General features: G+C 62.5%; 14 protein-coding genes. 5 read left to right on the forward strand and 9 right to left on the reverse strand.

Going from position 1 to position 12014, the window contains the following annotated elements; all coding sequences use genetic code 11:
• Positions 1 to 59 precede the first annotated feature (59 nt).
• Entirely contained in the window at positions 60 to 1469 is a 1410-nt protein-coding gene (gene leuC / locus ABCW43_RS15120) for a 3-isopropylmalate dehydratase large subunit (protein ID WP_345925828.1), read from the reverse strand.
• A 321-nt stretch (positions 1470 to 1790) separates the two neighbouring features.
• Here leuC and ppk2 point away from each other — a divergent pair, with 321 nt between their 5' ends.
• Together ppk2 and ABCW43_RS15130 are read left to right on the forward strand one after the other, a co-directional pair.
• Positions 1791 to 2705 (forward strand): polyphosphate kinase 2, encoded by a 915-nt coding sequence (gene ppk2 / locus ABCW43_RS15125; protein ID WP_345925830.1) that lies wholly within the window; start codon positions 1791 to 1793, stop codon positions 2703 to 2705.
• Between the two features lie 232 nt (positions 2706 to 2937).
• On the forward strand, positions 2938 to 3750 hold the full coding sequence (locus ABCW43_RS15130; protein ID WP_345925832.1) for a phytanoyl-CoA dioxygenase family protein: 813 nt from the start codon (positions 2938 to 2940) through the stop codon (positions 3748 to 3750).
• 26 nt (positions 3751 to 3776) lie between these two features.
• On the opposite strand, the gene ABCW43_RS15135 is transcribed toward ABCW43_RS15130, so the two are convergent.
• The 3 genes from ABCW43_RS15135 to rplS all read right to left on the reverse strand — a co-directional run bounded on the left by ABCW43_RS15135 (position 3777) and on the right by rplS (position 6082).
• Entirely contained in the window at positions 3777 to 4595 is an 819-nt protein-coding gene (locus ABCW43_RS15135) for an amino acid ABC transporter permease (protein ID WP_345925834.1), read from the reverse strand.
• 4 nt (positions 4596 to 4599) lie between these two features.
• Positions 4600 to 5397 carry a transporter substrate-binding domain-containing protein gene (locus tag ABCW43_RS15140; protein WP_345925835.1) on the reverse strand — a complete coding sequence of 266 codons (798 nt, stop codon included), beginning with the start codon at positions 5395 to 5397 and terminating at the stop codon, positions 4600 to 4602.
• A 139-nt stretch (positions 5398 to 5536) separates the two neighbouring features.
• The gene (gene rplS, locus ABCW43_RS15145) at positions 5537 to 6082 is read right to left on the reverse strand and encodes a 50S ribosomal protein L19 (protein ID WP_345925837.1); all 546 of its coding nucleotides are present in this window, start codon (positions 6080 to 6082) and stop codon (positions 5537 to 5539) included.
• A 265-nt stretch (positions 6083 to 6347) separates the two neighbouring features.
• Between rplS and ABCW43_RS15150 the strand changes: the two genes are divergently transcribed.
• Positions 6348 to 7094 carry a sulfite exporter TauE/SafE family protein gene (locus ABCW43_RS15150; protein ID WP_345925839.1) on the forward strand — a complete coding sequence of 249 codons (747 nt, stop codon included), beginning with the start codon at positions 6348 to 6350 and terminating at the stop codon, positions 7092 to 7094.
• 164 nt (positions 7095 to 7258) lie between these two features.
• On the opposite strand, the gene trmD is transcribed toward ABCW43_RS15150, so the two are convergent.
• The 5 genes from trmD to ffh form a co-directional block, all read right to left on the reverse strand.
• Complete coding sequence (gene trmD, locus ABCW43_RS15155) at positions 7259 to 7960, reverse strand: tRNA (guanosine(37)-N1)-methyltransferase TrmD (protein ID WP_345925841.1); 702 nt, start codon at positions 7958 to 7960, stop codon at positions 7259 to 7261.
• A gap of 5 nt (positions 7961 to 7965) precedes the next feature.
• Entirely contained in the window at positions 7966 to 8532 is a 567-nt protein-coding gene (gene rimM, locus ABCW43_RS15160; RefSeq protein WP_345925843.1) for a ribosome maturation factor RimM, read from the reverse strand.
• Between the two features lie 119 nt (positions 8533 to 8651).
• Positions 8652 to 9017 carry a 30S ribosomal protein S16 gene (gene rpsP / locus ABCW43_RS15165; protein WP_345925845.1) on the reverse strand — a complete coding sequence of 122 codons (366 nt, stop codon included), beginning with the start codon at positions 9015 to 9017 and terminating at the stop codon, positions 8652 to 8654.
• A gap of 77 nt (positions 9018 to 9094) precedes the next feature.
• Complete coding sequence (locus ABCW43_RS15170) at positions 9095 to 9409, reverse strand: chorismate mutase (RefSeq protein ID WP_345925846.1); 315 nt, start codon at positions 9407 to 9409, stop codon at positions 9095 to 9097.
• A 14-nt stretch (positions 9410 to 9423) separates the two neighbouring features.
• Positions 9424 to 11019 carry a signal recognition particle protein gene (gene ffh / locus ABCW43_RS15175; RefSeq protein ID WP_345925848.1) on the reverse strand — a complete coding sequence of 532 codons (1596 nt, stop codon included), beginning with the start codon at positions 11017 to 11019 and terminating at the stop codon, positions 9424 to 9426.
• A gap of 288 nt (positions 11020 to 11307) precedes the next feature.
• On the opposite strand from ffh, the gene ABCW43_RS15180 reads away from it, so the two are divergent.
• Positions 11308 to 11550 (forward strand): type II toxin-antitoxin system VapB family antitoxin, encoded by a 243-nt coding sequence (locus ABCW43_RS15180; RefSeq protein WP_037081435.1) that lies wholly within the window; start codon positions 11308 to 11310, stop codon positions 11548 to 11550.
• Positions 11550 to 11987: a type II toxin-antitoxin system VapC family toxin gene (locus ABCW43_RS15185; protein WP_345925851.1), complete on the forward strand. Its 438-nt coding sequence runs from the start codon at positions 11550 to 11552 to the stop codon at positions 11985 to 11987. The genes ABCW43_RS15180 and ABCW43_RS15185 overlap by 1 nt, the downstream gene beginning before the upstream one ends.
• Positions 11988 to 12014 lie beyond the last annotated feature (27 nt).

A 12014-nucleotide genomic window follows, 5' to 3' on the forward strand; every position in this document is an offset into this window, starting at 1 on the left:
CCGAAACGAAAATGCCCGGCGCTGAGGCCGGGCATCTCGAAGTCGAAATTGAATGACGTTTACTTCCACTCGCGGATGTCGACGAAATGTCCGGCGACCGCGGCTGCGGCGGCCATGGCCGGCGAGACGAGATGGGTGCGGCCCTTGTAACCCTGGCGGCCCTCGAAATTGCGGTTCGAGGTCGAGGCGCAGCGCTCGCCCGGCTTCAGGCGGTCGTCGTTCATCGCCAGGCACATCGAGCAGCCCGGCTCGCGCCATTCGAAACCGGCGTCCTTGAAGATCTTGTCGAGACCTTCGGCTTCCGCCTGTTCCTTGACGATGCCGGAGCCCGGGACGACCATGGCGGACACGGTCGAGGCGACGGTGCGGCCTTCGACAACCTTGGCTGCGGCGCGCAGGTCCTCGATGCGGCCGTTGGTGCAGGAGCCGATGAAGACGCGGTCGATGGCGATATCGGTGATCTTGGTGCCGGGCTTCAAGCCCATATATTCCAGAGCGCGCCATTTGGAGGTGCGCTTGGTTTCGTCCTGGATATCGTCCGGGTTCGGAACGGAACCCTCGACCGAGATCACGTCTTCCGGCGAGGAGCCCCAGGAGACGATCGGCGGCAGGTTGGCGGCGTCGAGCACGACCACCTTGTCGAAATGCGCGCCTTCGTCCGTCTGCAGCGTCTTCCAGTAGTCGAGCGCCATGTCCCAGGCCTTGCCCTTCGGGGCGCGCGGCTTGTCCTTGATATATTCGAAGGTCTTTTCGTCCGGCGCGATCAGGCCGGCTCGGGCGCCGCCTTCGATCGTCATGTTGCAGACTGTCATGCGGCCTTCCATGGAGAGCGCGCGGATCGCCTCGCCGGCGAATTCGATGACATGGCCGGTGCCGCCGGCGGTGCCAATCTCGCCGATGATGGCAAGGATGATGTCCTTGGCGGTGACGCCCGGCGGCAGCTGGCCATCGACGCGCACCAGCATGTTCTTCGCCTTCTTCTGCACCAGCGTCTGGGTGGCGAGCACGTGCTCCACTTCCGACGTGCCGATACCATGCGCCAAGGCGCCGAAGGCGCCGTGCGTCGAGGTGTGGCTGTCACCACAGACGATGGTCATGCCCGGCAGGGTAAAGCCCTGTTCGGGGCCGACGATGTGGACGATGCCCTGGCGGACGTCCTTTTCCGAATAATATTCGACGCCGAAGTCATGGGCGTTCTGGGCAAGCGCTTCCACCTGGATGCGGCTTTCCTCGTTCTTGATGCCTTCGTGGCGGTCGGCCGTGGTCGGCACGTTATGGTCGACGACGGCGAGCGTCTTTTCCGGAGCACGGACCTTGCGGCCGGCGATGCGCAGGCCTTCGAAGGCCTGCGGCGACGTCACCTCGTGAACGAGGTGACGGTCGATGTAGAGAAGACAGGTGTGGTTTTCATCTTCGGAAACGACGTGGTCGTCCCAGATCTTGTCGTAAAGGGTGCGGGGTGCGCTCATGGCTGCTGTCCGTAAAGCTGACTGAAACAGGAAATGGGTGTCCGGCAGCACGGGCTGCCGCAAGCTGAAAAGATCAGCTAAGTCGGTCGCAAAGCGCCCCGGATACCCGCGCGAAAAACCGTGCCGGCAGACGCTTGTGGTCCTGCAGCACGACGATATGGTTCGCGAGGCATCCGAATTTCGATCCCATGGCCGCTGCAATAGCAGTTTCCGAAGAAATCGGCAATCGAATTGCTTCGCAGAAAATCCGTCGCATCTCTGTCATAAAGCCTTCGCGGAAACGTGGTTGATCTGAGTTTCCATAACGGAGGAATGCCCACCATGTCCGAACCGATGCAAGACCAGCTCAGCCGCATCAAGGAGGAGATCGCCGACAGCTTCGATGAAGAGCTGGAACTGCAGATGGAAGAGGACCGGCTCGACGAGTTGGTCGCCGAGGGAATGTCCGAGCCCGCCGAGGCAACGATCGACCGCCGGATTTATTTCCGGGAGCTCTTCCGCCTCCAGCACGAGCTCGTCCGCCTGCAGGACTGGGTGCAGTACAAGAAGCTGAAGATGGTCGTGCTGTTCGAAGGTCGCGACTCGGCTGGCAAGGGCGGCGCCATCAAGCGCGTCACCCAGCGCCTCAATCCGCGCGTCTGCCGCACCGTTGCACTTCCGGCCCCGACCGAGCGCGAGCGCAGCCAGTGGTATTTCCAGCGCTACGTGCCGCATCTGCCGACGGCCGGCGAAATGGTGCTGTTCGACCGCTCCTGGTACAACCGTGCCGGCGTCGAGCGCGTCATGGGCTTCTGCACCAAGGACGAGCTGGAGGAGTTCTTCCGTTCGGTGCCGGAATTCGAGCGCATGCTGGTCCGCTCCGGCATCATTCTCGTCAAATACTGGTTCTCGATCACCGACGAGGAGCAGGAATTCCGCTTCAAGATGCGCATCCACGATCCGCTGAAGCAATGGAAGCTGTCGCCTATGGACCTCGAAAGCCGCGTCCACTGGGAAGAATATACCAAGGCCAAGGAAGAGATGCTCCAGCGCACCCACATTCCGGAAGCGCCGTGGTGGGTGGTGCAGGCCGTTGACAAGAAGAAGGCGCGGCTCAACATGATCTCCCATCTTCTCGCCCAGGTGCCTTACGAGACCGTGCCGAAGGAGCAGATCGACCTGCCGGGCCGCGTTCGGAACGACGATTACATCCGCCATCCGGTGCCGGCGGACATGTACGTTCCGGAAGTCTATTGAACGATACTGCGCCCTGCCGTCGTTGACGTTGCGGGGCGCAGACGTTAGCCTAGACCCACGATGATGATGAACATTCTCCATATCGCTTCGGTTTTATTCATAACCGCCTGAGCGGGCAATGAAGACAACGAGCCCGGATAGCAGCCTTTCGGCTGTCGATGGCTCATGACCGAAACCTCCGCCCCGAGCACTGCGCGTGCCGCCCGGTGGAGAGCGAACGAGAGATTTCCCGATGACCGATCATTATCCTGCCGACGCGCGGGCGCTGTCCGCTGCCGAGATCGAGGCTTTCATCCGCGACGGGTTCGCGCGGATCGACCACGCTTTTCCTAAAGATGTCGCTGCCGAGGCCCGCGATATCATGTGGCGCGACATTCCTTTCGACCGCAACGACCCGACCACCTGGACACAGCCCGTCATCCGCCTGCCGGGATATGGCGGCGGGCCTTTCGAAACCGCCGTCAATATGCCGGTGCTGCACAGGGCCTTCGACCAGCTGGTCGGCAAGGGGCGCTGGCTGTCGCGCAGCGGGCTCGGCAGCTTTCCGATTCGCTTCCCGCATCCCGACAGTGCCGGCGACGACGGCTGGCACGTGGACCTCAGCTTTCCCGGCCCGAGCTCCAATCCCGATGAGCAGTACGATTTCTCCAACTGGCGGGCGAACTACACCTCACGGGACCGGGCATTGCTGATGCTCTTCCTATTCTCGGATGTCGGCGAGAACGACGCGCCGACCCGCATCCGGCCGGGCTCGCACATGGAGATGGCGCGGCTGCTGGAACCGGCAGGAGAGGCCGGCATGGGGCCGATGATGCTGGAGGCGGTTGGAGCCGATCGCCTGGAAGCGCTGGCGACGGGCGAGGCGGGCACCGTCTATCTGTGCCACCCGCTGCTCGTCCACGCAGCCCAGAAACATCGCGGCACAGAGCCGCGCTTCATGGCGCAGCCGCCGCTCGGGCTTGCCGAGCAATACCGGCTGGAGCGCGAGGACGGCGACTATTCGCCGGTCGAGATCACCCTGCGCCTGGCGCTCGGCAGAGGTTGAAACGGTGAGGCGGCTTCCGCGCCGCCTCATCGCTCTGTTCTTCTCCGCAAACGTCCTTCCAAGCCGCGCAGGGCGAGCGACAGGCCGATCGTCAGCAGCAGGTAGATATAGGTGACGATCGAATAGGTCTCGAAGAAGCGGAAGGAGCCGGCGGCATAGACCTTGGCCATCTGGGTAATGTCGGCGACGCCGAGCACCGAAACGAGCGAACTATCCTTCACCATGGAGACGAAGTCGTTGGAAAGCGGCGGCAGGATCACCCGCATCGCCTGGGGGAAGACGATCAGCCGGAAACGCTGCCAGCGGGTAAGGCCCAGTGCCTTTGCTGCTTCGATCTGGCCGATGTCGACGGCCTGGAACCCGGCACGAAAGATTTCGGCGATGAAGGCGGCATAACCTATCGTCAGGGCGATGATCGCCCGCCAGAGCAGGGAGACGTCGCGCACCAGAAGCGCCTCGGCCCAGCCGCCCTCGATCAGCGGCGCCAGCGCCCAATTGTAGAGCGTCACGAAGGCCGGCGCGCCGACGAAGGCGATGTAGAAGAGCAGGACGAGGATAGGGATGCCGCGGATGAGCTCGATATAGAAACGCGCCGCCTGCCTCAGCACGACATTGCCGGAAAGCCCGGCAAGCGCGATGCCGAGCCCCAGCAGCGTCGCCAGGCAAAATGCGGTCAGCGTCACGCCGATTGTGATGCCGATGCCTTTGGCGACGACGTTGAAGACCTGGGAATAGAGGTCGTTGAGGGCGATGACCGCCGCAAGGCCGAAGCAAAGGATCCCGAAGGCGACCAGCCACCAGGGGAAATCCTGCGGCTGCGATGCCTTGCGGCGCGGAGGCGCCATACCTCTACTCACCCATCTTGTAGTCGAGGAACCACTTTTTGTTCAGCGCATCGAGCGTACCGTCGGCTTTCAGCGCGGCGATCGCGGCGTTGACCGGCGAAACGAGATCCGAACCCTTCTTGAAGATGAAGCCGAAATCTTCGGTGCCGAGCGGCTGACCGATCAGCTTCAAGGAACCGCCGGATGCCTTGACGTAACCATCGCCGGCTGTGCTGTCGGTCAGCACCAGATCGACGTCTCCCGCCTTCAGTGCCTGCACCGTCGCGCCAAAAGTCTCGAACAGCTTGATCCGCGGGTTTTGTTCGTTGCCGTCGAGGATCGCGTAGACCGCCGTGTAGAACGGGCTCGTCCCCGGCTGCGCGCCGATCAGCCCGGTCGTCAGGGCGCCAAAGCTCTTGGCGTCGGTGAAGCGCTTCTCCTCGCCGCGCACCAGCATCAGTTGTTGCGAGCGCATGTAGGGATCGGAGAAATCGACCTGCTGCTTGCGATCGTCCTTGATGGTGATGCCGGTCATGCCGATGTCGTATTGCCCGTCGGAGACGGCCTGGATCATCGCGTCCCAACTGGTACTCTGGTATTCGAGCTTGAAATTCAGCCGCCTGGCGATCTCGTTCATCGCGTCATATTCCCAGCCGATCGCCTTGCCGCTCTTCGGATCGACGAATTGCAGCGGCGGATAGGCGTTTTCCGTCACCACCACCACGGTGCGGCCGTCGAGATTGGGAAGTTCGGCGGCAAACGTCGCCGCGGGCAAGAGGAGAAGTGCGGCAAGGCCAGCGAGGACGGTGCGACGGGCGGGCATCGGGAAACTCCTCAAGCAAACGGTCGGGCGGAAAACTCTCACATGTCCAAACCGGATGGCAAGGCGCATCGTTGCCAGCGATGGTCCGAAACGAAAAAGGCGGCCCGAAGACCGCCTTTTCGAAATCGATGTTGGAGGCTTATTCGGCAGAAGCTTCAGCGGCCTTGGCGGCTTCGGCTGCTTCAGCAGCGGCCTTTGCTTCAGCGGCTTCCGCTGCTGCCTTTTCGGCGGCGAGAGCCTGGGCTGCTGCAACCTTCTCGGCTTCGATACGTGCCTTTTCTTCGGCAACGGCCTGACGCTCGGCGTCGTTCAGCTTGCGGGCGCGAACGCCGGTGTCTTCGACGATACGAGCCGACTTGCCGCGACGATCGCGCAGGTAATAGAGCTTGGCGCGACGGACCTTACCGCGGCGAACGACTTCGACGCTTTCGACCATCGGCGAGTAGACCGGGAATACGCGCTCGACGCCTTCGCCGTAGGAGATCTTGCGAACGGTGAAGCTTTCGTTGATGCCGCCGCCGGAACGGGCGATGCAGACGCCTTCATAGGCCTGCACGCGGGTACGGGTGCCTTCCGTGACCTTCACATTGACGCGGAGCGTGTCGCCGGCGGAAAATTCCGGAAGCGTGCGCTTGGCTGCAATCTTGGCGGCCTGTTCGGCTTCCAATTCCTGGATGATATTCATCGTCTCAAACCTTTGGTTCTTCTGAAACAGCCAGAGCGCTCAGGGTCTATCCCTTTGGTCGAAGCCTTGGGGATTTGCCTTTTCGGCAGAGCGAATTCGCCATTCTTTGTTGCTGGTCGACGGGATATTTCCCATTTCCGGCTGGGCCAATACACGAAAGACTTGGGTTTGTCATCCCGTTGATTGCGATTTTATGACGAAAAAGCCTGCTATTGCCGCCTTTCGCGCAAGCCGCTATCTGAGGGCCAGGGATGAGGAAACATCAATGACAATCACAATGATAGCCCTGCTCGCCGCGGCGGGCTTCCTGTCCGGCGCGGTCAACGCGATCGCCGGCGGCGGGACCTTTCTGACTTTCGGGGCGATGACGCTCGCCGGCATTCCGCCGATCCTAGCCAATGCGACGTCCTCGATCGTGCAATTTCCGGGTTATGTCACTTCGACGATCGCCTATTGGGACGAGATTTCCAGCCGCTGGCGCAGCGCGCTCGTTCTGTCGCTCGTTTCGGTCGCCGGGGCCTTCGGCGGTGCCTTCCTGCTGCTGTCGCTCGACAATCCGTCCTTTCGCGCGCTCGTGCCATGGCTGCTGGCGGCCGCGACGGCGGTGTTTGCCGCAGGTCCCTGGCTGAAGCCGAAGGCGTCGGCGGAACGGTCGGCCAATTCTCCCGGTTCCGTCATCGGACAATTCCTGACGGCGATCTATGGCGGGTTCTTCGGCGCGGGGATGGGCATCATGATGCTTGCCGTCCTCGGCGTCACCACCGGCGGCAGCTATCACCATCTCAATGCGCTGAAAAACATGCTGGCGATCCTGATCGCGGCCGTCGCCATCGTCGTCTTCGTCGGCGGCGGCGTCATTGCCTGGCCGGAGGCGCTGGTGATGATCCCGGCCGGCGCGCTTGGCGGTTATGCGGGCGTGTGGATGGCGCGGCGGGTGCCGCAGGCGGTTCTGCGCTGGTGCGTGGTCGCCGTCGGTGCGGCGCTGACGGTTTATTATTTCGTGACGGGGTGAGCCTGTTATTTCGTGGCCGGCCGAGCCAGCCGCCCCCTCACCCGGCCTCCGCTTTCGCTCGGCCACCCTCTCCCCAAGGGTAGAGGAGGAACGGAGAGGTCGCGGCATAAACTTTCTTCTCCCCAGCGGGGAGAAGGTGGCCCGACGGGTCTCGGATGAGGGGGTTACTCGGCGTTGCCTGCAAACAAATCCGGCCGCCGCTCGGCGGTCAGCTTCCGCGCCTCTTCCAGCCGCCATTTCTCGATCGCCGCATGGTTGCCCGAGGTCAGAACGGCCGGGATCTCCCGGCCTTCGAACACCTGCGGCCTGGTATATTGCGGATGTTCGAGCAGCCCGTTCTCGAAGCTTTCATGGGTGCCTGACAGCGCATTGCCCATGACGCCCGGCAGGATGCGGACGATCGCGTCGAGCAGGGTCAGCGCCGCCGGCTCGCCGCCGGACAGAACATAGTCGCCGATCGAGACCTCTTCGAGATTGCGGGCATCGATCACCCGCTGGTCGACGCCTTCGAACCGGCCGCAGACGATCACCACGCCGTCGCCGGCCGCTAGCTCGCGCACTCTCTCCTGGGTCAGCGGTTTTCCGCGCGGGCTCATCAGCAGGCGCGGGCGCCCCGCGGCCAAGTCGTCACCTTCAGAGACATTGTCGATCGCCTTTGCCAGAATATCCGGCTTCAGCACCATTCCTGCGCCGCCACCGGCCGGCGTGTCGTCGACGGTGCGGTGCCGGTCCTCGGCAAAATCGCGGATCTGCACCGTGTCGACCGACCATTGTCCGCGCTCAAGCGCCTTGCCGGCGAGCGAAAAGGCCAGATGGCCCGGAAACATCTCCGGGTAGAGGGTCAGGATGGTGGCACGGAACGTCATCGCGCCTACTTGCCCTTTTTGGGGAAACCCGGTGCGGCGCCGTCGTCTTCCGGGTTCTCGGCAAGCCCTGCCGCCTGCGGATCGATGACGATCTTGCCGCCTTCGAGGTCGATCTCCAGCACTGCCGCCTCGGAGAAGGGGATGAGGGCAGGACGGCGGCCGGGGCCTTTCAGCTCCAGAAGATCGCCGGCGCCGAAATCGTAGACCGCGCTCACCGTGCCGTAGCTCTTGCCTTCCTGGTCGACTGCTTCGAGGCCTTCCAGGTCGGCGTAATAGAACTCGTCCTCCTCGAGTTCGTCGTCGGGCAGGTTGTCGCGTTCGATGAACAGTTCGAGGCCGGCCAGTGCCTCGGCCGCATTTCGGTCGTTGATGCCGCGGAAACGGACGATCGCGATGTTCTTCGCCTCGCGGATTTCGAGGATCTCGAACACCCTTCCGTCCTCGCTGTGCAGGTGTCCGTAATCGCCGAGCGCGGTCGGATCGGCCGTATACGTGCGCACCCGCACCTCGCCCCGGAGACCCTGGGCGGCGCCGATGGTCGCCATCAGAACGGGATTTTCGAGCTTGGTCATAAAGGTCGTGGTCTCGGTTGTCGTGCGCTCATTTAAGCGTTGCGCGATCAAAAGCAAACAGCAAAACGGGCAGCGCGTTGCCGCGCCGCCCGTCGTTCAGGAAAGAATGGTCGCGAAGCTTATGCTTCGGCGGCAGCGGCTGCTGCGTCTTCGGCCTTCTGGGCGCGTTCCTTGATGCGTTCCTGGGCCTTCTTGCCCGGCTGGCCCTTGCCAGGGTTGTTCTTGGCTTCGCGCTGGGCAATGCCGGCCTCGGCGAGGAAGCGCAGAACGCGGTCGGTCGGCTGGGCGCCGTTGTCGAGCCAATGCTTGATGCGGTCGGCGTTCAGTTCGACGCGCTTGGCATCGTCCTTGGCGAGCATCGGGTTCCAGGAACCGAGCTTTTCGAGGAAGCGGCCATCGCGGGGCGAACGGGCGTCAGCAACGACGACGGTGTAGTACGGACGCTTCTTGGAGCCGCCGCGGGCGAGACGAATTTTCAGGGACATTGCAATTACTCCTAGGTTTTTCTGGGCCGCCGTCGGCGGGCCGGGTTCTTGTTGTGCCCGCCGTGAGGCGGGCTTGTTCATGCCGTCTTCGTGCCGACGTGTTCGGCGGCAATGGCTTCATGATGCCGGATGACTTCCGTGATGACGAAGTTCAGGAACTTCTCGGCGAAATCCGGGTCCAGATGCGCTTCCTTCGCCAGGCGGCGAAGTCGCTCGATCTGGAATTCTTCGCGCGCCGGGTCGGCCGGCGGCAAATCGTACTGGGCTTTGAGGACGCCCACTTCCTTGGTGCAGCGGAAACGCTCCGCCAGCATGTGCACCAGCGCCGCGTCGATGTTGTCGATCGACTGGCGATAGCTTGCAAGTTTCGCTTTGACCTCGGGGTCAACCATCGGCGTGTCCTCCCTCACTTCTTCTTGGGCAGGCCCGGAAGACCGGGGAAACCGCCGCCGAGGCCGGGCAGCTTGGCCCCGCCAATACCCGGCATGCCACCACCTGGAAGGCCTCCCCCTGGAAGACCGGGCATCGAGCCCGGCTTGAAGCCTGCGGCCTCCGCCTGCTTCTGCAGCGCTTCGAGCTGTTTCGGATCGAGCTTGGAAAGGTCGGGCATGCCGCCCATTCCACCCATTCCGCCGCCCATGCCACCAAGCCCCATCTTCGAGGCAAGGCCGCCCATCATCTGCTTCATCATGCCGCCCTTGCCCTTGCCGCCCATCATTTTCATCATGTCGGCCATCTGGCGGTGCATTTTCAGAAGCTTGTTGATTTCGGCGGCGTCCGTGCCGGAGCCGGCAGCGATGCGCTTCTTGCGGCTGTGCTTCAGCATGTCGGGATTGGCGCGCTCGGCCCTGGTCATCGACTGGATGATGGCGATATGGCGGGCGAATGTCTTGTCGCTCATGCCGGCGGCCGAAAGCTTGTCCTTCATGCCGCTCATGCCGGGCATCAGCCCCATGATGCCGCCCATGCCGCCGAGCGACTGCATCTGCTTCAGCTGTTCGGCCAGGTCGTTGAGGTCGAATTTGCCCTTGGCCATCTTTTCGGCCATGGCGCGCGCCTTGTCGGCGTCGATATTCTCCGCGGCCTTCTCGACCAGCGAGACGATGTCGCCCATGCCGAGAATGCGGTCGGCGATACGGCGGGGATGGAATTCCTCCATCTCCGTCATCTTTTCGCCGGTACCGATCAGCTTGATCGGTTTGCCGGTGACGGCGCGCATCGAAAGGGCCGCACCGCCGCGACCGTCGCCGTCCATGCGGGTCAAAACGAGGCCGGTAATGCCGACGCGCTCGTCGAAATTGCGGGCGAGGTTGACGGCGTCCTGGCCGGTCAGCGAGTCGGCGACCAGCAGGATTTCATGCGGGTTGGAGCGGCGCTTGATCTCGGCCATCTCCGCCATCAGCGGCTCGTCGATATGGGTGCGGCCGGCGGTGTCGAGGATGACGACGTCATGGCCGCCGAGCTTGGCGGCCTGCACGGCGCGCGCGGCAATCTCGGTCGGCGACTGGCCGGCGATGATCGGCAGCGTATCGACGCCGGTCTGGACACCCAGCTGGCGCAGCTGCTCCTGTGCTGCCGGGCGGCGCGTGTCGAGCGATGCCATCAGCACCTTCTTGCGCTCGCGATCGGTCAGCCGCTTGGCGATCTTGCCCGTCGTCGTCGTCTTGCCGGAGCCCTGGAGGCCGACCATCATGATCACGACCGGGGCGACCGCATGCAGGTCGATGCCGACCCCTTCGGAGCCGAGCATCTCGATCAGCTCGTCATGGACGATCTTGACGACCATCTGGCCGGGCTTGATCGACTTCAGGACTTCGGCGCCAACGGCCTTTTCGCGCACCTTATCGGTAAAGGAGCGCACGACTTCCAGCGCCACGTCCGCTTCGAGCAGGGCACGGCGAACCTCGCGCAGAGCGGCGGACACATCCGCTTCGCTCAATGCGCCACGGCCGGTCAGTCCACTCAAGATGGAGCCAAGACGGTCCTGGAGGCTTTCGAACATCGTTTCTTCCTTCTCGCGTTTCGGATGACCGAAACGTCGGGTTCTCATCCGCCAAAAACAAGAGACAAAGCCAAAAAGCACCCGAGGGCGCAACGCGCTGTCGGGTGTTGACCTCCGGGCTCAGTCTATCGGCCCCGGTCGGCGGCTCCAAGTCGTAACTTGTCAGCAGATGGCGGGCTTAAACAACAAGCGGGTGGGAAAGTCAAGGCTGGCACATCGACTGTGCCGCCCGCTTGCGGGGATATTCAATTGCTCTATATTGAATATTCAAACCGGTGGATGGTAGCCATGTCCCTCTATATACGCGACGCCAAAGTGAATGAACTCGCTGATGAAGTCATGCGGCGGCTCGGCACGAAAACCAAGACGGAAGCTGTGCGGGTGGCGCTGGAGAACGAGCTGAAGCGGGCCGATAAAGATATTCCGCTCGCGGAGCGGGTCAAAAAATACCAACGCCAGATTGCCGAACTTGGTCCGCGCGACCCGAACTTCGATGAAAAGGCCTTTATGGATGAGATGTGGGAGTATTGATGTTTCTCGATGCTTCCGCAATCGTTGCAATCCTGCAAGAAGAAGATGCGGGAGCGTCTTTGCTCGATCGTATAGAGGCTGCGGAAGGTCAGGTTTACTATTCCTCGCTTGCCGTCTTTGAGGCGGTCGTCGCTTTGTCGCGCCAAAGGAAGATAGCTACGCTTGGCGAGCACGCGTCAACGCCGCCCGATCTCATTGCGAAGACGGAAATTTCTGTCGAGGGCTTTTTGAAGGAAATAGGCGCCATTGAAGTAGCTCTTCCTGCCGGGTTGCATGCTGTCGCCCTCGAAGCCGCGCGTACTTACGGCAGGTTCGTTGGGCATCCGGCCAAACTGAACTTCGGCGACTGCTTTTCCTACGCCACAGCAAAGACTCTCCGGTCTCCGCTCCTTTTCGTTGGCGACGATTTCTCCAAAACGGATGTCGAAGTCGCGTAAATGTGTTCTTCGCCCACGCAACGTCTC

The sequence above is a fragment of the Neorhizobium tunisiense genome, from assembly GCF_039631515.1.
Lineage (GTDB): Bacteria > Pseudomonadota > Alphaproteobacteria > Rhizobiales > Rhizobiaceae > Neorhizobium.

Bases quoted from the DNA above. Each gene is read 5' to 3' on its own strand.
- leuC (WP_345925828.1), bottom strand. From the start codon at position 1,469: ATGAGCGCACCCCGCACCCTTTACGACAAGATCTGGGACGACCACGTC.
- ppk2 (WP_345925830.1), top strand. From the start codon at position 1,791: ATGTCCGAACCGATGCAAGACCAGCTCAGCCGCATCAAGGAGGAGATC.
- ABCW43_RS15130 (WP_345925832.1), top strand. From the start codon at position 2,938: ATGACCGATCATTATCCTGCCGACGCGCGGGCGCTGTCCGCTGCCGAG.
- ABCW43_RS15135 (WP_345925834.1), bottom strand. From the start codon at position 4,595: ATGGCGCCTCCGCGCCGCAAGGCATCGCAGCCGCAGGATTTCCCCTGG.
- ABCW43_RS15140 (WP_345925835.1), bottom strand. From the start codon at position 5,397: ATGCCCGCCCGTCGCACCGTCCTCGCTGGCCTTGCCGCACTTCTCCTC.
- rplS (WP_345925837.1), bottom strand. From the start codon at position 6,082: ATGAATATCATCCAGGAATTGGAAGCCGAACAGGCCGCCAAGATTGCA.
- ABCW43_RS15150 (WP_345925839.1), top strand. From the start codon at position 6,348: ATGACAATCACAATGATAGCCCTGCTCGCCGCGGCGGGCTTCCTGTCC.
- trmD (WP_345925841.1), bottom strand. From the start codon at position 7,960: ATGACGTTCCGTGCCACCATCCTGACCCTCTACCCGGAGATGTTTCCG.
- rimM (WP_345925843.1), bottom strand. From the start codon at position 8,532: ATGACCAAGCTCGAAAATCCCGTTCTGATGGCGACCATCGGCGCCGCC.
- rpsP (WP_345925845.1), bottom strand. From the start codon at position 9,017: ATGTCCCTGAAAATTCGTCTCGCCCGCGGCGGCTCCAAGAAGCGTCCG.
- ABCW43_RS15170 (WP_345925846.1), bottom strand. From the start codon at position 9,409: ATGGTTGACCCCGAGGTCAAAGCGAAACTTGCAAGCTATCGCCAGTCG.
- ffh (WP_345925848.1), bottom strand. From the start codon at position 11,019: ATGTTCGAAAGCCTCCAGGACCGTCTTGGCTCCATCTTGAGTGGACTG.
- ABCW43_RS15180 (WP_037081435.1), top strand. From the start codon at position 11,308: ATGTCCCTCTATATACGCGACGCCAAAGTGAATGAACTCGCTGATGAA.
- ABCW43_RS15185 (WP_345925851.1), top strand. From the start codon at position 11,550: ATGTTTCTCGATGCTTCCGCAATCGTTGCAATCCTGCAAGAAGAAGAT.